The organism is Campylobacter sp. BCW_6463, from assembly GCF_001762785.1.
In the GTDB taxonomy this organism is placed as follows: domain Bacteria; phylum Campylobacterota; class Campylobacteria; order Campylobacterales; family Campylobacteraceae; genus Campylobacter_D; species Campylobacter_D jejuni.
On sequence record NZ_MJXL01000019.1, the window covers coordinates 61,148 to 77,410 of the forward strand.

Annotated in this window: 21 protein-coding genes; 19 read left to right on the forward strand and 2 right to left on the reverse strand. The window is 31.6% G+C overall.

Annotated elements, in window-relative coordinates; genetic code table 11:
- The 13 genes from rplP (at position 1) to secY (ending at position 5,701) form a co-directional block, all read left to right on the forward strand.
- Positions 1-426 (forward strand): 50S ribosomal protein L16, encoded by a 426-nt coding sequence (gene rplP, locus AJ884_RS02035; RefSeq protein WP_002779441.1) that lies wholly within the window; start codon positions 1-3, stop codon positions 424-426.
- Positions 413-598 carry a 50S ribosomal protein L29 gene (gene rpmC / locus AJ884_RS02040; protein WP_002851566.1) on the forward strand — a complete coding sequence of 62 codons (186 nt, stop codon included), beginning with the start codon at positions 413-415 and terminating at the stop codon, positions 596-598. Before rplP ends, rpmC begins: the two co-directional genes overlap by 14 nt.
- Positions 599-609: 11 nt before the next feature.
- Positions 610-861 (forward strand): 30S ribosomal protein S17, encoded by a 252-nt coding sequence (gene rpsQ, locus AJ884_RS02045; protein ID WP_002851549.1) that lies wholly within the window; start codon positions 610-612, stop codon positions 859-861.
- Complete coding sequence (rplN, locus tag AJ884_RS02050; RefSeq protein WP_002779438.1) at positions 861-1,229, forward strand: 50S ribosomal protein L14; 369 nt, start codon at positions 861-863, stop codon at positions 1,227-1,229. Before rpsQ ends, rplN begins: the two co-directional genes overlap by 1 nt.
- Positions 1,229-1,462 carry a 50S ribosomal protein L24 gene (gene rplX / locus AJ884_RS02055; RefSeq protein ID WP_002779437.1) on the forward strand — a complete coding sequence of 78 codons (234 nt, stop codon included), beginning with the start codon at positions 1,229-1,231 and terminating at the stop codon, positions 1,460-1,462. The genes rplN and rplX overlap by 1 nt, the downstream gene beginning before the upstream one ends.
- A 3-nt stretch (positions 1,463-1,465) precedes the next feature.
- Complete coding sequence (gene rplE / locus AJ884_RS02060) at positions 1,466-2,011, forward strand: 50S ribosomal protein L5 (RefSeq protein WP_070283720.1); 546 nt, start codon at positions 1,466-1,468, stop codon at positions 2,009-2,011.
- Between the two features lies 1 nt (position 2,012).
- Positions 2,013-2,198, forward strand: a complete 186-nt coding sequence (locus AJ884_RS02065) for a type Z 30S ribosomal protein S14 (protein WP_002851478.1) — start codon at positions 2,013-2,015, stop codon at positions 2,196-2,198.
- Positions 2,199-2,207: 9 nt separating this feature from the next.
- Positions 2,208-2,603 carry a 30S ribosomal protein S8 gene (gene rpsH, locus AJ884_RS02070; RefSeq protein ID WP_002860830.1) on the forward strand — a complete coding sequence of 132 codons (396 nt, stop codon included), beginning with the start codon at positions 2,208-2,210 and terminating at the stop codon, positions 2,601-2,603.
- Between the two features lie 78 nt (positions 2,604-2,681).
- On the forward strand, positions 2,682-3,218 hold the full coding sequence (gene rplF / locus AJ884_RS02075; RefSeq protein WP_002851302.1) for a 50S ribosomal protein L6: 537 nt from the start codon (positions 2,682-2,684) through the stop codon (positions 3,216-3,218).
- A gap of 9 nt (positions 3,219-3,227) precedes the next feature.
- Positions 3,228-3,584: a 50S ribosomal protein L18 gene (gene rplR, locus AJ884_RS02080; RefSeq protein ID WP_002860829.1), complete on the forward strand. Its 357-nt coding sequence runs from the start codon at positions 3,228-3,230 to the stop codon at positions 3,582-3,584.
- A gap of 11 nt (positions 3,585-3,595) precedes the next feature.
- Positions 3,596-4,039 carry a 30S ribosomal protein S5 gene (gene rpsE, locus AJ884_RS02085; protein WP_002779428.1) on the forward strand — a complete coding sequence of 148 codons (444 nt, stop codon included), beginning with the start codon at positions 3,596-3,598 and terminating at the stop codon, positions 4,037-4,039.
- Between the two features lie 4 nt (positions 4,040-4,043).
- On the forward strand, positions 4,044-4,436 hold the full coding sequence (gene rplO / locus AJ884_RS02090) for a 50S ribosomal protein L15 (protein ID WP_002851292.1): 393 nt from the start codon (positions 4,044-4,046) through the stop codon (positions 4,434-4,436).
- Positions 4,436-5,701, forward strand: a complete 1,266-nt coding sequence (secY, locus tag AJ884_RS02095) for a preprotein translocase subunit SecY (RefSeq protein WP_002860827.1) — start codon at positions 4,436-4,438, stop codon at positions 5,699-5,701. Before rplO ends, secY begins: the two co-directional genes overlap by 1 nt.
- Before the next feature lie 27 nt (positions 5,702-5,728).
- Here the strand turns inward: secY and AJ884_RS02100 are convergent, their stop codons facing one another.
- The gene (locus tag AJ884_RS02100) at positions 5,729-7,000 is read right to left on the reverse strand and encodes an MFS transporter (RefSeq protein ID WP_070210590.1); all 1,272 of its coding nucleotides are present in this window, start codon (positions 6,998-7,000) and stop codon (positions 5,729-5,731) included.
- Between the two features lie 174 nt (positions 7,001-7,174).
- On the opposite strand from AJ884_RS02100, the gene topA reads away from it, so the two are divergent.
- The 6 genes from topA (at position 7,175) to AJ884_RS02130 (ending at position 14,305) form a co-directional block, all read left to right on the forward strand.
- Positions 7,175-9,277 (forward strand): type I DNA topoisomerase, encoded by a 2,103-nt coding sequence (gene topA / locus AJ884_RS02105; protein ID WP_070209939.1) that lies wholly within the window; start codon positions 7,175-7,177, stop codon positions 9,275-9,277.
- 1 nt (position 9,278) lies between these two features.
- Positions 9,279-10,115 carry a biotin synthase gene (locus AJ884_RS02110; protein ID WP_070210588.1) on the forward strand — a complete coding sequence of 279 codons (837 nt, stop codon included), beginning with the start codon at positions 9,279-9,281 and terminating at the stop codon, positions 10,113-10,115.
- On the forward strand, positions 10,096-11,271 hold the full coding sequence (locus AJ884_RS02115) for a cation:proton antiporter (protein WP_060816449.1): 1,176 nt from the start codon (positions 10,096-10,098) through the stop codon (positions 11,269-11,271). The genes AJ884_RS02110 and AJ884_RS02115 overlap by 20 nt, the downstream gene beginning before the upstream one ends.
- 114 nt (positions 11,272-11,385) lie before the next feature.
- A complete protein-coding gene (locus AJ884_RS02120) occupies positions 11,386-12,654 on the forward strand; it encodes a citrate synthase (protein WP_044778608.1) in 1,269 nt (422 codons plus the stop codon).
- Between the two features lie 79 nt (positions 12,655-12,733).
- Positions 12,734-13,498 (forward strand): 3'(2'),5'-bisphosphate nucleotidase CysQ, encoded by a 765-nt coding sequence (locus AJ884_RS02125; protein ID WP_070278383.1) that lies wholly within the window; start codon positions 12,734-12,736, stop codon positions 13,496-13,498.
- Between the two features lie 39 nt (positions 13,499-13,537).
- Positions 13,538-14,305, forward strand: coding sequence for a hypothetical protein (locus AJ884_RS02130; RefSeq protein ID WP_074469934.1), 768 nt, complete (start codon positions 13,538-13,540; stop codon positions 14,303-14,305).
- Between the two features lie 3 nt (positions 14,306-14,308).
- Here AJ884_RS02130 and AJ884_RS02135 read toward each other — a convergent pair whose 3' ends face one another.
- Positions 14,309-16,063, reverse strand: coding sequence for a hypothetical protein (locus AJ884_RS02135; RefSeq protein ID WP_070286387.1), 1,755 nt, complete (start codon positions 16,061-16,063; stop codon positions 14,309-14,311).
- Positions 16,064-16,263: the final 200 nt, after the last annotated feature.

Below are 16,263 nucleotides of genomic sequence, written 5' to 3' on the forward strand. Positions count from 1 at the left end.
ATGTTAATGCCAAAAAGAACTAAATATCGCAAAATGATGAAAGGGCGTAACAGAGGTTATGCTAATCGTGGAACAGAATTTACTTTTGGTGAATTTGCATTAAAAGCAACTGAAGCAGGACGCATTAACTCACGCCAAATCGAAGCAGCGCGTATTGCTTTAACTCGTTTTGTTAAAAGACAAGGAAAAACTTGGATTAGAGTTTTCCCAGATAAGCCTTTGACAAAAAAACCTTTAGAAACTCGTATGGGTAAAGGTAAAGGTGCTGTTGAGGAATGGGTAATGAATATCAAGCCAGGCCGTATCATTTATGAAATGGCAGGAGTAAGCGAAGAAATGGCAAGAGAAGCATTGACTTTAGCTATGCATAAACTTCCATTTAAAACTAAGTTTGTTACAAGAGAGAGCCAAAATGAAATATACTGAGATTAAAGATAAAACAGCAGCTGAGCTTGCAACAATGCTAAAAGAAAAAAAGGTGCTTTTATTCACTTTAAAACAAAAGCTAAAAACAATGCAACTTACTAATCCAAAAGAGATTAGCCAAGTAAAAAAAGACATTGCTAGAATAAATACAGCAATTAACGCTTTAAGATAAGGATAGAGAAAATGGCATTTAAAAGAGAAATTCAAGGCGTTGTTGTTAAAATCGCTGGTGAAAAAACCGCAAGTGTTTTGGTTGAAAGAAAAGTGGTTCATCCAAGATATAGAAAAATTGTTAAACGCTTTAAAAAATATCTAATTCATGATGAGAGAAATGAAGTTAAAGTGGGTGATACTGTTGTTGCAGTAGAATGCAGACCACTTTCAAAAAGAAAATCATTTCGCTTAAAATCTGTATTAGCTACAGGAGTTGAGTAATGATTCAAAGTTTTACAAGACTTGCAGTTGCTGATAATAGCGGTGCAAAAGAATTAATGTGTATCAAGGTTTTAGGGGGTAGCAAAAGAAGATACGCTACCGTAGGTGATGTAATCGTTGCATCTGTTAAAAAAGCTTTACCAAATGGAAAAGTTAAAAAAGGTCAAGTGGTAAAAGCGGTTATCGTTAGAACTAAAAAAGAAATTCATAGAGATAATGGTTCTTTGATTCGTTTTGATGAAAATGCTGCGGTTATTCTTGACAACAAAAGAGAGCCTATCGGAACTCGTATCTTTGGGCCAGTGGGCAGAGAAGTTAGATATGGTGGCTTTATGAAAATCGTTTCACTAGCACCGGAGGTATTATAATGGCGGTTAAATTAAAAATCAAAAAAGGTGATAGCGTTAAGGTTATCACAGGCGATGATAAAGGTAAAACAGGTAAAGTTTTAGCGGTATATCCAAAAACACTTAAAGTGGTAGTTGAAGGATGTAAAATCGCTAAAAAAGCTATTAAGCCGAGTGAGAAAAACCCAAATGGTGGTTTTATCAATAAAGAAATGCCAATGGATATTTCCAATGTGGCAAAAGTTCAGGAGTAAGCGATGATGAGATTAAAAGAAAAATATAATCAAAGCATTAAACCTGCATTGGTTAAAGAATTTGATATTAAAAATCCTATGCTTATCCCTGTGATCGAAAAAGTAGTTATCAGCGTAGGTGCTGGTGAGTTGGCTAAAGATCAAAAAGTATTGCAAAATGTTGCAGATACTATTTCTTTAATTGCAGGACAAAAGGCTGTAATTACTAAAGCTAAAAAATCAGTTGCAGGATTTAAAGTTCGCGAAGGTTTTCCTGTGGGTGTAATGGTAACTTTAAGAAAAGAAAATATGTATGCTTTTCTTGATAAATTAATTTCTATTGCTTTGCCAAGAGTGAAAGACTTTAGAGGTTTAAGTAGAGATGGTTTTGATGGACGCGGAAACTATAACTTCGGTCTTGATGAGCAGTTGATGTTCCCAGAAGTGGAGTATGATAAAATTTTAAGAACTCATGGTATGAATATTTCTGTAGTTACAACAGCACAAAATGACAAACAGGCACAAAAGTTATTAGAACTTATCGGTGTGCCATTTACAAAAGGAAAGTAAGATGGCTAAAAAATCAATGATTGCAAAAGCGGCACGCAAGCCTAAATTTAAGGTTAGAGCTTATACGAGATGCCAAATTTGTGGGCGTCCGCATTCGGTTTATAGAGATTTTGGAATTTGCAGAGTTTGCTTAAGAAAAATGGGCAATGAAGGTTTGATTCCAGGTCTTAAGAAAGCAAGTTGGTAAGGATAAAATATGATAAATGATATTATTTCAGATTCACTCACTCGTATCAGAAATGCAGGAATGAGAAAGCTTGAAACAACCAAGCTTTTACATTCTAAAGTTGTAGAAGCTTTAGTTGGAATTTTTCAAGCTAAGGGCTATATTGAGAGTTTTAACGTTATTGAAGAAGATAAAAAGAAATTTATCAATGTAGTTTTAAAATACGATGAAAAAGGTAAGAGTGTTATCAATGAGCTTAAAAGAATTTCTAAGCCCGGTCGTCGTGTTTATAAAGGTAAAGATGAAATCAAGCGTTTTAAAAATGGTTATGGTACTATTGTAGTTAGCACAAGTCGTGGCGTTTTGGCTAATGATGAAGCTTATAAAGCAGGTGTTGGCGGCGAAATTTTATGTACTATTTGGTAAAAAATCTGCTTTTTATGGCATTGGGTATCCATTCTTTTAAAAAAGTAGAAATATCCTAGACAAATAAAAAGGAAAAATATGTCTCGTATAGGTAAACAACCGATTGCTATTCCAGCAGGAGTAGAAGTAAAATTAGAAGGAAATTTGCTTAAATTTAAAAAAGGAAATTTGGCAAAAGAACTTGATACTAAAGCAAATGTAAATGTTGAGATTAAAGATAATAATATTCTTTTTTCTCCAAAAGGTGAAGATAGACAAAGTAGAGCTTATTGGGGAACTTACAGAGCTTTAGCTTACAATATCGTTGTAGGTTTAACTCAAGGTTTTTCAAAAACTCTTGAAATCAATGGAGTTGGTTATAAAGCAGCTTTAAAAGGTAAAGTTTTAGAACTAAGCCTTGGTTTTTCTCATCCTATTAATTATGATATTCCAGAAGGAATTGAAATTGTAGTGGATAAAAATACTATTGCAGTTAAAGGAAGTGATAAACAAGTTGTAGGTCAAGTTGCTGCTCAAATTCGTGAATTTAGACCACCAGAGCCATATAAAGGAAAAGGCGTTAAGTATTCTGATGAACGCATTATCCGCAAAGCTGGTAAGACATCTAAGAAGTAAGGGTAGAATATGAGAGCAAATGTATTAAAAAGAAAACTAACTTTAAGAATCAAAAGAAAAAAAAGAATTAGAGCGAAAATTTCAGGTTGTGAAAATTTTCCAAGAATTTCTGTATTTAAATCGAACAGAACTCTATATATCCAAGCGATTGATGATGCAAAAGCTGTAACTTTAGCAGCAGTTGATGGACGCAAACTTGGCGTTAAAGCAAATAAAGAAGGCGCTAAAAAAATCGCTGCTGAATTTGCTAAAACTTTAAAAGCTAAAAAGATAGAACAAGCTGTTTTTGATAGAAATGGTTATGTATATCATGGTGTTATTGCAGTTTTGGCTGAATCTTTAAGAGAAAATGGCATTAGGCTATAAGGGGTAAATCGATGGAAAAATATAATAGAGAAGAATTTGAAGAAGTAATCGTCGATATCGGCAGAGTTACTAAGGTTGTTAAAGGTGGTAGAAGATTTAGATTTACTGCTTTAGTTATCGTTGGAAACCGCAAAGGTTTAGTAGGTGTTGGTTATGGTAAGGCTAAGGAAGTTCCAGATGCTATCCGTAAAGCTGTTGACGATGCGTTTAAAAATATCGTTGAAGTTAAAACTAAAGGCTCAACTATCGCTCACGATGTAGAGGTAAAATATAATGCAAGTAGAATTTTACTTAAACCAGCTAGTGAAGGTACAGGAGTTATCGCAGGTGGTTCTACACGCCCTATCGTGGAACTTGCAGGTATTAAAGACATCTTAACCAAGTCTTTGGGTTCAAATAATTCAGCTAATGTGGTTCGTGCTACAATCAAAGCTTTAACAATGTTAAAAGGATAAGAAGATGAATTTAACAAAAGCAGCGGGTTCAACGCATAAAACTAAAAGAATTGGCCGTGGTCAAGGTTCTGGCATGGGTAAGACTGCTACTAAAGGGGGTAAAGGTCAAACTGCTAGAAAAGGTTATAATGAAAAAAGAGGTTTTGAAGGGGGTCAACAACCGCTTCAAAGAAGACTACCAAAAGTAGGTTTTACTTCTAAAATTCAAAAACCTTATGTGATCAATGTTGAAAAAATCACAGCTGTAAAAGAGCTTAGTGAAATTACATTTGAGAGTATTAAAAGTGTTCACAAAATTTCAAAATCTGTGAATAAAATCAAATTAATTGGTGCAAGTGCAAAAGATTTAGTATCAAAAATCAAAGACGAGAATATTAGCGTCACCGGATCAAAATAATGAATAGAGCATTGACGAATAAGATTTTAATCACCTTAGCATTTTTGTTTGCTTATAGGGTTCTGGCTTATGTGCCAGTTCCTGGCGTCAATGCTGATGTGATTGCGGAATTTTTTAATAACAATCAAAACAATGCTTTGGGTTTATTTAATGTTTTTAGTGGTGGAGCGGCTGAACGCTTTTCTATCATTTCTTTAGGTATTATGCCTTATATTACTGCTTCTATTATTATGGAGCTTCTTGCAGCAACTTTTCCAAATATTGGTAAGATGAAAAAAGAGCGTGATAGTATGCAAAAATATATGCAAATTATCCGTTATGCGACTATTGTGATTACTTTGGTTCAAAGTATAGGCGTTGCTATAGGTTTGCAAAGCTTACATGGTCGTGGTGGCGCAGGGGCTATAATGGTGGAAGATTTAAATATGTTTATCGCACTTTGTGCTATTTCTATGCTTGCAGGAACTATGCTTTTAATGTGGCTTGGCGAACAAATTACACAAAGAGGTATAGGAAATGGTATTTCTTTAATCATTTTTGCAGGTATTGTTTCAGGTATTCCAAGAGCGATTTCAGGAACTGTAGGACAAATTAATTCAGGTGAGATGAATTTCTTAACCGCTTTTGCAATTTTTGCTTTGATTTTAATCACTATAGGCGTGATTATTTATGTAGAACTTGGAGAAAGAAGAATTCCTATTTCTTATTCTCGTAAAGTTGTAATGCAAAATCAAAACAAACGCATTATGAATTATATTCCTATTAAACTCAATCTTAGTGGAGTTATTCCACCGATTTTTGCTAGTGCGATTTTGATGTTTCCAACAACGATTTTACAAACTAGTACAAATCCTTATCTACAAGCCATTAATGACTTTTTAAATCCAAATGGTTATTTGTTTCATGTTTTAACTTTCTTGTTTGTAATTTTCTTTGCTTATTTTTATGCTTCTATTGTATTTAACGCTAAAGACATAGCAGAAAATTTGAAAAAGCAAGGCGGTTTTATCCCTGGAATTCGTCCAGGTGAAGGAACTTCAAATTATCTTAATGAAGTGGCTTCTCGTTTAACTTTATCAGGTTCTATTTATTTAGGGCTTGTTGCAACCTTGCCTTGGGTTTTGGTGAAATTTATGGGTGTGCCTTTTCATTTTGGCGGTACTTCTGTACTTATTGTAGTTCAAGTAGCGCTTGATACAATGAGAAAAATTGAAGCTCAAATTTATATGAGTAAATACCAAACTTTAAGTGCAGTAGGTTTGTAATAAATAAAATTAGCAAGATTTTTCTTGCTAATTTATCCTAGGTTTTTGCTTTAAAAATAAAAACACAATGCACACTATAAAAATTACTATTGACCATATTAAAAAAGCATCTACAAGACCCATTTGCCTAACGATAGGTTGAGAGATAATAGGACTTAAAAATTGTCCTAAAAATATACAACTTGCTAAAATTCCATAAGCCCTAGCGCGAGCATTTTCGGGACAGATTGAAAAAAGATAAGCCGTATTATTTACAAGCATAATACCTCCGCCCATTCCAAGCAAAGCTAAGGCGATTAAAACTGTGAAAAAGCTATCTACTAAAAAAAGCAGCAAAAAAGAACAAGATACGATAAAAAGAGTTAAAACATAGATAGTTTTAATACTTAAGAATTTTATAATATATCTATAGCTTAGAGAGAAAAAACCATAACATAGTGCAGATACAGACATCGAAATACCTATATATTTAGGGTCCAATCTTAAATGTTCTTCTATATAGTAAGGAAGTTGAGTTGGCGAAATATAATAAACTACCATGATAAAAAAACCTATAAAATAGATAGGGAAAAATTGCCAATAATTTGTTTTTGCTTCTATTTTTGTATGATTATAGAATTTAAATTTTCTAGGTTCAAAAAGATAAATGATAGCCATTAAGGTAATTAAAATTCCAAGTCCATACACCAAAAAAGGATAACGCCAAGAATAACTTGAAACAAATCCCGCAATAGAAATAAAAATAGCACCCCCTACCGCACAAAAAAATCCTTGAAGACTTAAAGCATTTTCTCTGCGATTAAAGCCACCGCGACTATAATAATCTCCAAGTAAAGCCGAAGCGCCTGTCATTATAAAAGCAGTTGCCATACCAAAAATAGCTCTTGAAGTCAGTATAGCGTAAATATCATTTAAGAAAAAGCCACTTACCCCAGAAATAGTCCAAACCACCATAGCCGGAAGAATGAATTTTAATTTGCCAAATTTATCCATTAAAATACCAGCAAATGGAGATAAAATGACAACAAAAATAGCAGGAATGGTTAAAACTAAGCGAACAAGTATATCAAGATGAGCTAATGTGAAACTTGAAGCAAGAGTAGCACCACTTTGGGTTAAAAGTTCTTCAAAATGTCTGTTGATAGCAGGTAGAGCAGATGAAATGACTACACTTCCTAGCATAGTCATAGCGGCCATAGAAAACACAGCTGCTTTAAATCCGGATTTTTCGGTAATTTGAATTATTTTTTTATCCATTTTTGTATCATTTGGATGAAATTTATAAGTTTTGCCATTCATAATTTTGCCTTTTTTATTTTATTATACTCCAAAAATTATGATTTGTATTTAAAATTACTTAAAATTATATTTTATTTATTTTGTTATGATAGTTTTGTTTTTAAAATATATTTTATAAGTAGAATTTTAAATAATTTTAGCTAAATTCAGCTTTTTATTCAACAAGGGTGTAAAATGAAGAAAAATTTAATCATAGTAGAATCTCCTGCAAAAGCTAAAACCATAGGAAATTTTTTGGGAAAAGATTATGAAGTGATTGCTTCTAAAGGACATATTAGAGATTTACCTAAATCAAGCTTTGGGATTAAAATAGAAGATGATGAATTTATTCCAGAGTATAGAATCACAAGTGATCATAGCGCCTTAGTTAAAGAACTTAAAAGCAAAGCCAAAGATGCCAAAGAAGTCTATCTTGCAACGGATGAGGATAGAGAAGGAGAAGCCATAGCTTATCATATTGCAAAAGCTATAGGCAAAGATGAAAATACCTTGCCGCGCATTGTTTTTCACGAAATTACCAAAAGCGCTATAGAAAATGCTTTAAAAAATCCAAGAAAATTAGATATGCACTCTGTAAATGCTCAACAAACTAGACGCCTTTTAGATCGCATTGTAGGATATAAACTCAGCCCCTTATTGGGGCAAAAAATTCAAAGAGGACTTAGCGCAGGGCGTGTTCAAAGTGCGGCTTTAAAGATCATAGTCGATCGTGAAAAAGAAATTCGTGCCTTTGTACCACTGGAATATTTTAGCATAGATATGATTTTTCAAAAAGATTTGGATGCAGAACTAGTTGAGTTTGACAAAGCTAAGATAGAAAAACTTACCATTATCAACAAAGATCGTGCCAAACTTGTACTGGAAGCTTGCAAAAATGAAGCTTATACTATAAGTGACATTGAAAGCAAAGAAAGAAAAATCGCTCCACCACCTCCTTTTATGACTTCAACTTTACAGCAAAGTGCTAGCAATCGCCTTGGTTTTAACCCTAAAAAAACCATGATGATAGCTCAAAAACTCTATGAAGGAGTAAATACTCACGAGGGCGTGATGGGGGTTATTACCTACATGAGAACTGATAGTTTAAATTTGGCCAAAGAAGCTATAGAAAATGCAAGAAAATTCATACAAGCAAATTTTGGCCAAGATTATCTTCCAAGCCAAGCAAATGTATATACTACAAAGGCTAAAGGTGCTCAAGAAGCTCATGAAGCTATACGCCCTACAAATTTAAGTTTTACTCCAGAAATTGCGGCCAAATTTTTAGACAAAGATGAGTTAAAACTTTACACACTTATTTACAATCGCTTTTTAGCCTGTCAGATGAATCCTGCTATCTCTCAAACTCAAAATGTATTTGTAAAAAATGATAGAGCAGTTTTTAAAATAAGCGGTAGAAAAATCCTTTTCGATGGATATTATAAAGTTTATGGTGATATGGATAAGGATAAAATTTTACCAAATTTTAAAATAGGTGAAAATTTAAAAATACAAAATTTAGAAATGAACTCACATTTTACCGAACCACCTTCAAGGTATTCAGAAGCAGGACTTGTAAAAAAACTTGAAAGTTTAGGCATAGGTCGCCCTTCTACTTATGCACCAACCATTTCTATACTTACAAGCCGTGATTATGTAAAAATAGACAAAAAACAACTTATTCCTAGTGAGGTTGCTTTTAATGTAACCGAAGTGCTTGAAAAAAATTTTAGCGATATAGTGGATAGTAAATTTACTTCAAATCTTGAAAACACTTTAGATGAAATCGCAGAAGATAAGGCAGATTGGCAAGAAACTTTAAAAGAATTTTACTATCCTTTTATGAGAAAAATCGAAGAAGGAAAAACAAAAATCGCCAGTCAAAAAACTGTTACAAAATTAGGTGAAAGTTGTCCTGATTGTGGTGGGGAACTTGCTATTAGAAAAGGGCGTTTTGGAGAATTTGTAGCGTGTTTAAATTTCCCAAAATGTAAGTATTCAAGAAATTTAAAAAGTGAAAGTAAAAATGAAAGCGAAAATACTGCCGCAAAAGCTAAAGCTAATGGTACAGGTATTACTTGTCCAAGTTGTCAAAAAGGTGAAATCGTAGAACGCTTTTCAAAACGCGGTAAATTTTATGGCTGTAGCGCTTATCCAAAATGCAATTTTATAAGTAAATACAAACCAAGCGAAGAAAAATGCGAAGAGTGTGGCGAAACTTTAGTGATAAAAGAGCTTAAAAAAGGTACATTCTTAGAATGTTTAAAGTGTAAAATTAAAAAAGAAATGAAGGATTAAAATGCAAATCATGCTTTGTGCTATTTCAAATATAGCGAGTGGAAATTGTTCAGAAGACTGTAAATACTGTACCCAAAGTGCCCATGTAAAAACAGATATTCAAAAATATCGTCGTAAAGAACTTTCACAAATCGTTTTAGAAGCAAAAATGGCAAAGAAAAATGAAGCCTTGGGTTTTTGTTTGGTTACAGCAGGACTTGGGATTGATGATGAAAAGCTTGAGTATGTTTGCGAAGCTGCTAAGGCTGTGCAAAAAGAAGTGCCTAACTTGCTTTTAATTGCCTGTAATGGCATGGCAAGCGTGGAGCAACTCAAAGAACTTAAAAAAGCAGGAATTTTTTCTTATAATCACAATCTTGAAACTTCTAAGGAATTTTTTCCACAAATTTGCACCACGCATACTTGGGAAAGTAGATTTCAAACCAATTTAAACGCTAAAGAAGCAGGGCTTATGCTTTGTTGTGGTGGAATCTATGGTATGGGTGAGAGTGAAGAAGATAGGCTAAGTTTTAGAAAATCTTTGCAAGAATTACAGCCTTTTTCAACGCCTATTAATTTTTTTATAGCAAATGAAAATTTAAAACTACAAGTTCCAAGACTTGGCGCTGATGAAGCTTTAAAAATCGTGCGTGATACCAAAGAGGCTTTACCGCAAAGCGTGGTAATGGTAGCAGGTGGGCGTGAAGTGGTATTACGAGAAAGACAATATGAAATTTTTCAAGCAGGTGCTGGGGCTATTGTTATAGGGGATTATTTAACCACTAAAGGTGAAGAACCAAGTCAAGATATAATAAAATTAAAAGAAATGGGATTTACTTTTGCATCAGAGTGTCATTGATCCGCAAGGTTTAATTGATCTAAAAATTCTTATTGTTATAGCTTTATGCTTACTTTTTTCTCCGCATATTGCAAAAATTTTACGCTTGCCTCTTTCGGCTACTGAAATTATTTTAGGGGCAATAATAGCGTATTTTGGTTTCATAGGAAAAAGTGAAAATTTTGCACTTTTAGCCAATGTAGGTTTTTATTATCTAATGTTTATAGCGGGCATGGAGGTAAATTTAAGAGCCTTTTTTAATATGGATAAAGAAGTTGTCAAAAAAAGTTTTTTTTATATTTTTTTACTTTACGCTTTATCTTCTTTTATAGTATGGATTTTTGGACTTTCTTTAGTATTTATTATCATTATACCTGTGATGAGTGTAGGGCTTTTATCTTTACTTTTTAAGGATTTTGGAAAAGAGTGTTATTGGCTAAATATTGCTATGATAGTAGCTACTTTAGCTGAGGTGATTTCTATTGTGCTTTTGACTATAGCGGGAGCTTTTTTGCGCGAAGGAACAGGTATTATTGATGTAGCGCAAAGTATTTTATATCTTAATATCTTTTTGGGACTTTGTTTGCTCGGATTTAAAATGCTTGGTGTGCTTTTTTGGTGGTATCCTCAGCTTAAAGTTGTGCTTATGCCATGGGAAGATAAAAATGAAAAAGATATAAGATTCTGTATGGCCATTTTTATACTGATTATTGTTGCTATGGTTATTACAAAACTTGAAATCGTTCTTGGCTCTTTTATAGCAGGTTCATTTATAGCTACTTTTTTTGATCATAAAAAAGATCTTGAGCACAAGCTTTCTACTTTTGGACACGGGTTTTTGATCCCTATTTTTTTTATCCATATAGGCTCAACCTTTGATCTTAAAATGATTTTAGATTATAAAATCGTTTTACAAGCATTTTTACTTATGTTTGTTATGGTGGGTTTAAGAATTTTATGTGCAAGTGTTTTTTTAAAAAGAATTGGTTTTAAAAATATGATTTTATTTGGTCTTAGTCATTCTATGCCTTTAACCTTGCTTATAGCAACAGCTACTCTGGGTTATTCGGGCAAGGTTATTGATGAGAAGCTTTATTCAGCACTTATTTTAACAGCGTTATTTGAGGCTATTATTGTTATGAGTATGATTAAATTTCTTTCTAATTCTAAAAAATGAAAGTTACTTTTTTACTCAAAAAAGCAAACAAAATCTTAAAAATTCAATAATAAAAAAACTCATAATCGTCCTTTTTTGTTAGAATTAATAAAAGTAACAATAAAAGGAGCGAAAATGTCAGATTCCGTTACTATAACCGATAATAGAAATGGAAAAAGCTATGAATTTCCTATATATGATGGTACAACTGGGCCAAGCGTTGTAGATATGTCAAGTTTTTATAAACAAACAGGAATGTTTTCTTATGATGAGGGCTTAACTTCTACAGCTACTTGTAAATCAAAAATCACTTATATTGATGGAGAAAACGGAATTTTAATGCACCGTGGCTATCCTATAGAGTGGCTTGCTGAAAACAAACTTTATTTAGATGTGGTTCATCTTTTACTTTATAAAGAATTACCTGATGCTACGCGTCTTGAAGCGTTTCGTTATGAAATGAAAAAGCGTTCTTTTATCCATGAAGGTATGCATCGTCTTTTTGATTCTTTCCCTGATAATGCTCATCCTATGGCAGTTTTACAAGGTGCTGTTTCATCGCTTAGTGCTTTTTATCCTGATCATTTAAATATGAACGTAAAAGAAGAATATATGGAAATGGCAGCTAGAATAGTAGCTAAAATCCCTACTATAGTCGCCACCGCTTATAGATATAAACATGGCTTTCCTATGGCTTATCCAAATTTAGATCGTGGTTTTACAGAAAATTTCTTATATATGTTAAGAACTTATCCTTACGATCATGTAGAGCTTAAACCTATAGAGGTAAAAGCACTTGATACAGTTTTTATGCTTCATGCAGATCATGAGCAAAATGCTTCAACTTCAACGGTTCGTGCTGTGGGTTCAACTCATGCTCATCCTTATGCCTGTATAGCAGCAGGTATTGGCGCACTTTGGGGTCATGCACATGGTGGAGCTAATGAAGGTGTTATTAGAATGCTTGAGCAAATAGGTAGTGTTGATAGGGTAGATGAATTCATCAAAAGGGCTAAGGATAAAAACGATCCTTTCCGTTTGATGGGCTTTGGGCATAGGGTTTATAAAAATTTTGATCCCAGAGCAAAAGTGCTTAAAAAACTTCGTGATCAACTTATTGATGAGTTGGATATTGATACCAATCTTATTAAAGTAGCAACGCGTATAGAAGAGATTGCTTTAAGCGATGATTATTTTGTTCAAAGAGGGCTATATCCGAATGTTGATTTTCATAGCGGACTTATTTTAAAAGCCTTAGGTATTCCAAATGAAATGTTTGCTACTTTATTTGTTATAGGACGCACCCCAGGATGGATAGCTCAGTGGATAGAACAAAAAGAGCAAGAAAGTCTTAAAATAGTCCGTCCAAGACAACTTTATTTGGGTGAAACTAGTAAAATTTAATTAAAATTTTTTGTGGAAATTAAAAATTCCACAAAATCTTCTTGTATAATTTTAAAAATCTTATAGAAAGTTTATAATCATGCTTAATCTTGATAAATTTTTAGAAATTGCTATAAATGCTAGCAATCAAGCTTCTAAGGCTATTTTAGAAGAGAGAAAAAATTTCAAAACTTGGGAAAAAGAAGATAAAAGCCCGCTTACATCAGCAGATCTTGCTTCTAATAAAATTTTAAATGATATTTTAGGTTCTACGGATATTAAAATTTTATCAGAAGAAAAATTACTCAGCAAAGAAGAATGTGAAGAATTAAAAACTTTTTGGCTTATTGATCCTCTTGATGGAACAAGTGGTTTTTTAAAAGGCAGTGATGAATTTTGCGTTATGATAAGTTTGGTTCATGACAATCGCCCTGTTTTATCGCTTATACAAAATCCATCAAAAGGTGATATGTTCTATGCTCATGCAAAAACTAAGGTTTATAAAAACGATAAACCTTTGCAAATTGACCAGCAAGAATACGAGAAAAATAAATATAAAGCCTTATTGAGTGTTAATCATCTTAGCAAAGAAGATGAAGACTTTGCAAAAGAGCATCAATTAGAAGCTATTAATATAGGCTCTGGATTGAAATTTTGTGCTATTTTAGAGGCTAAGGCAGGAGTTTATAAAAGATTTGAAAAGCTTAATATTTGGGATATTGTAGCAGGAGATTTTTTGATTAATCAAAATGGAGGATTTATGGGAGATTTTTCTAAAAAATACATTTTATATAACCCTTTAGATTATAAATCCAGTCCTTTTATTTGTGTTTCATCTATGAATTTTTTACAAGATTTTTTATAAAATAAAGAGTATAATTTTATATTTAAATAGTTTATAAGGATGAAGATGAGGTATTGTTTCATTTTGTTTTTAAGTTTAGTTTTAAGTTCTAATCTTTTGGCAAATAATTTTTCTCAGAAAAAAGTTATTAAAATTGAAAAAAACGCAGATAGTTTTGAGCTAATAGATCTAAATCAAAATGTTACAAATCCAAATCTAAATCAACAAAAAGCATTGTTTGATAGTTCTACTTTGATTGAAAAAAAATCACAAATCACCAAAGATAAAGATATTGATTTTGCTATTGTATTAACTTTTAGGAAAAATTTCGGTTATTTTTTAGATGGTTTCAGGGTGAGTGATAAGGAGTTTTCTACATTATTTGCTAAAAATTTGATTCAAAGTTTAAAGCTTAATTGGGTTAATTCTGCTGCAAATGGTATTTATCAAAGTTCTAAAACTTTGTCACATTTTAGTCCTAAAGATGCAAAACTTATAAATGTAAGTCCTTTTTTAACACAAGAAAAAGACAAGGCTAAAATGTATGCTAAATTTACAGATTATGTTGTGGTGGTAAATTTGCAAGATTTTTATGTAAATATTACAAATTATTTTATCACAACGAGTAAGGAAGGTGTGGCTAGTATTAATTTTAAAATCATTTCTACAAGTAATGGAAAAATTCTTGCAGCAAAAAATGCAAAATTAAATTTGACATTAAAAGGTCAAGATGCAAAGCAAAATTATCAAGATATTATAAACCAAATGCCAAAAATGCTAGCTGATGTTATCAAAAACCAAATTTTCCACCTAAAGCTCTTAAACTAAGCTTTAATTTAAAATATCTTTAATCAGTTTTTGCAAATTCCTTTTTGTTTCTTCTTGTTCTTTTATGATAAAACATTTTGCTTTTGGCCAAAAATAACTTTTAGGATTTTCAAATTTTCCCCAACGCCAATCAAACCTAGGATGTAAAAGAACTATAGTAGGAATATCCATAGCTAAACTTAAATGCGCTATAGCACTATCAATACTAAGCATACAGTCAATATCATATAAATAATTTAGAGTATCATTCCAATTTTTTATAAGCTTGCTTCTATCTTCTATTACCTTAGGTAATTCTTCTTTTAATTGCATTTGAAAAGAAATGATTTCATAATCTAAGTCTTTTAATACATCAAATAAAAATTCAAATTTTACATTTCTTAATAAATCAGAATTTTCAGCATTAGGAGTAGCATAAAAAATACCAAGTTTTTTTCTTTGATTATGCGGTTTTTTCTGTGGCAATATAGGTGTTTTTAATCGTAAAATCTCATCAAGCTTAATATCAATAAAAAAAGGCAAAGAACAAATAGGAATAGCATAATCAAAATTTGTAGGTAGATTTTTTAAAACTTTTACATTTTTAAAAATATCATTATTTTGATTTAAAAATTTGATTTGATTTTTAAACATTTCATACATGGCACTTTGAGGAGCAAATAAAACCTTTGAAGCGATTTTGCAAAGTTTTTCTAAGCATCTTGCATACATTATAGTATCGCCAAAGCCTTGCTCGCAAAATACTAAAACTTCTTTATTTTTAAAAGCATCAACGCCAAATTTATTAAAAGCTTTTAGGCTTTCATTATAATGATAAGTAGAAAAAGTTTCATTATGAGCATAAAATAATCTGCTTTCATAATATTTCTTGCCCTCTTCAAAATTATCATCCACTCCCATACGCATCAAAAGATAAGCCAAATCAAATTGATAGGTTGCATGAGAATCCAAACTAAGACATTTTTTATAAGCATGATAAGCTTCTTGATAGTTTGAGTTAAATTCTAAGACCTTAGCATAGTTTTGCCAAAACTGTGCATGGTGTTGATTGGCTTCTTGTAGTGATTGAAAAAGTTCTAAAGAATCAGATATTCTAAAAAGCTTAAAAAGTAAGTATGCTTTTTGGGGTAAAATTTGATGAGTTAAAAAATCTTCTATTTTAGAAATGGTAAGATTTTCTTTGGTTTTACTATGAAGCCTATCTTCGAGTTTGACTAAATTAAGATTGGTTTGTTCAGCAATGATTCCTTTTTGTAGTTTATCAATCAAATCTTGCATAAAATGACACAAGTGCTCATGTGCATTTAATGCCTTCGTAAAATCATGTTTAAAATAAATTTCTGCATAATTTTTCCATAGATTAAGATTATACATATCTTTAGAAAGTAATTCTTTGAAAATTTGTTCAGATTCTTCTAGTTTATTACCCAGTTTATAAATAAAAGCCAATTCTAACTTAAGTTCATCCTCTAAATCATCTTTGCGAATTAAAAGTGTTTGTAATAAATTCAAGGCTTCATCAAATCTTAAATTTTCAATATAGCTTTTAGCAAGCATAAGACCATTAAAACTTGTAGGATTTAAAGAAAAAAGCTCTTGAGCATAATATAAAGCTTTTTGAAAAAGAGAAAGTTTATAAGAAGAAAGCATAGCAAATTCTAAAGCAAATTTTGGACTTTCTTTTAAAAATTGCTCACTCAAGTTTAAGCATTTTTCATAATTAGCATTAAAATAATAATAATGAATTTTATCAAACATATTTTTCCTTGATAGTTACATTAAAATCTAATATTATCTTATAAGTTGCATAAAAAGATAATTATATTTTTATAAAATTAAATAATAAAACAAAAATAAAAAAATAAATCCAAAAAAACATCCATCCTAATAATTTTAAATTATCAGGATGAAATTTTTAACAAGTAGGAGAGTAAACTAATCAAACTAAGTATTATCTT

Excerpts from the sequence above, each read along its gene's own strand:
- rpmC (WP_002851566.1), top strand. The coding sequence starts at position 413 with ATGAAATATACTGAGATTAAAGATAAAACAGCAGCTGAGCTTGCAACA.
- AJ884_RS02120 (WP_044778608.1), top strand. The coding sequence starts at position 11,386 with ATGTCAGATTCCGTTACTATAACCGATAATAGAAATGGAAAAAGCTAT.
- rplR (WP_002860829.1), top strand. The coding sequence starts at position 3,228 with ATGAGAGCAAATGTATTAAAAAGAAAACTAACTTTAAGAATCAAAAGA.
- rplO (WP_002851292.1), top strand. The coding sequence starts at position 4,044 with ATGAATTTAACAAAAGCAGCGGGTTCAACGCATAAAACTAAAAGAATT.
- AJ884_RS02135 (WP_070286387.1), bottom strand. The coding sequence starts at position 16,063 with ATGTTTGATAAAATTCATTATTATTATTTTAATGCTAATTATGAAAAA.
- topA (WP_070209939.1), top strand. The coding sequence starts at position 7,175 with ATGAAGAAAAATTTAATCATAGTAGAATCTCCTGCAAAAGCTAAAACC.
- AJ884_RS02065 (WP_002851478.1), top strand. The coding sequence starts at position 2,013 with ATGGCTAAAAAATCAATGATTGCAAAAGCGGCACGCAAGCCTAAATTT.
- secY (WP_002860827.1), top strand. The coding sequence starts at position 4,436 with ATGAATAGAGCATTGACGAATAAGATTTTAATCACCTTAGCATTTTTG.
- rpsQ (WP_002851549.1), top strand. The coding sequence starts at position 610 with ATGGCATTTAAAAGAGAAATTCAAGGCGTTGTTGTTAAAATCGCTGGT.
- rpsE (WP_002779428.1), top strand. The coding sequence starts at position 3,596 with ATGGAAAAATATAATAGAGAAGAATTTGAAGAAGTAATCGTCGATATC.
- AJ884_RS02130 (WP_074469934.1), top strand. The coding sequence starts at position 13,538 with ATGAAGATGAGGTATTGTTTCATTTTGTTTTTAAGTTTAGTTTTAAGT.
- rplP (WP_002779441.1), top strand. The coding sequence starts at position 1 with ATGTTAATGCCAAAAAGAACTAAATATCGCAAAATGATGAAAGGGCGT.
- AJ884_RS02125 (WP_070278383.1), top strand. The coding sequence starts at position 12,734 with ATGCTTAATCTTGATAAATTTTTAGAAATTGCTATAAATGCTAGCAAT.
- rplX (WP_002779437.1), top strand. The coding sequence starts at position 1,229 with ATGGCGGTTAAATTAAAAATCAAAAAAGGTGATAGCGTTAAGGTTATC.
- rplE (WP_070283720.1), top strand. The coding sequence starts at position 1,466 with ATGATGAGATTAAAAGAAAAATATAATCAAAGCATTAAACCTGCATTG.
- AJ884_RS02100 (WP_070210590.1), bottom strand. The coding sequence starts at position 7,000 with ATGAATGGCAAAACTTATAAATTTCATCCAAATGATACAAAAATGGAT.
- rpsH (WP_002860830.1), top strand. The coding sequence starts at position 2,208 with ATGATAAATGATATTATTTCAGATTCACTCACTCGTATCAGAAATGCA.
- rplN (WP_002779438.1), top strand. The coding sequence starts at position 861 with ATGATTCAAAGTTTTACAAGACTTGCAGTTGCTGATAATAGCGGTGCA.
- rplF (WP_002851302.1), top strand. The coding sequence starts at position 2,682 with ATGTCTCGTATAGGTAAACAACCGATTGCTATTCCAGCAGGAGTAGAA.
- AJ884_RS02110 (WP_070210588.1), top strand. The coding sequence starts at position 9,279 with ATGCAAATCATGCTTTGTGCTATTTCAAATATAGCGAGTGGAAATTGT.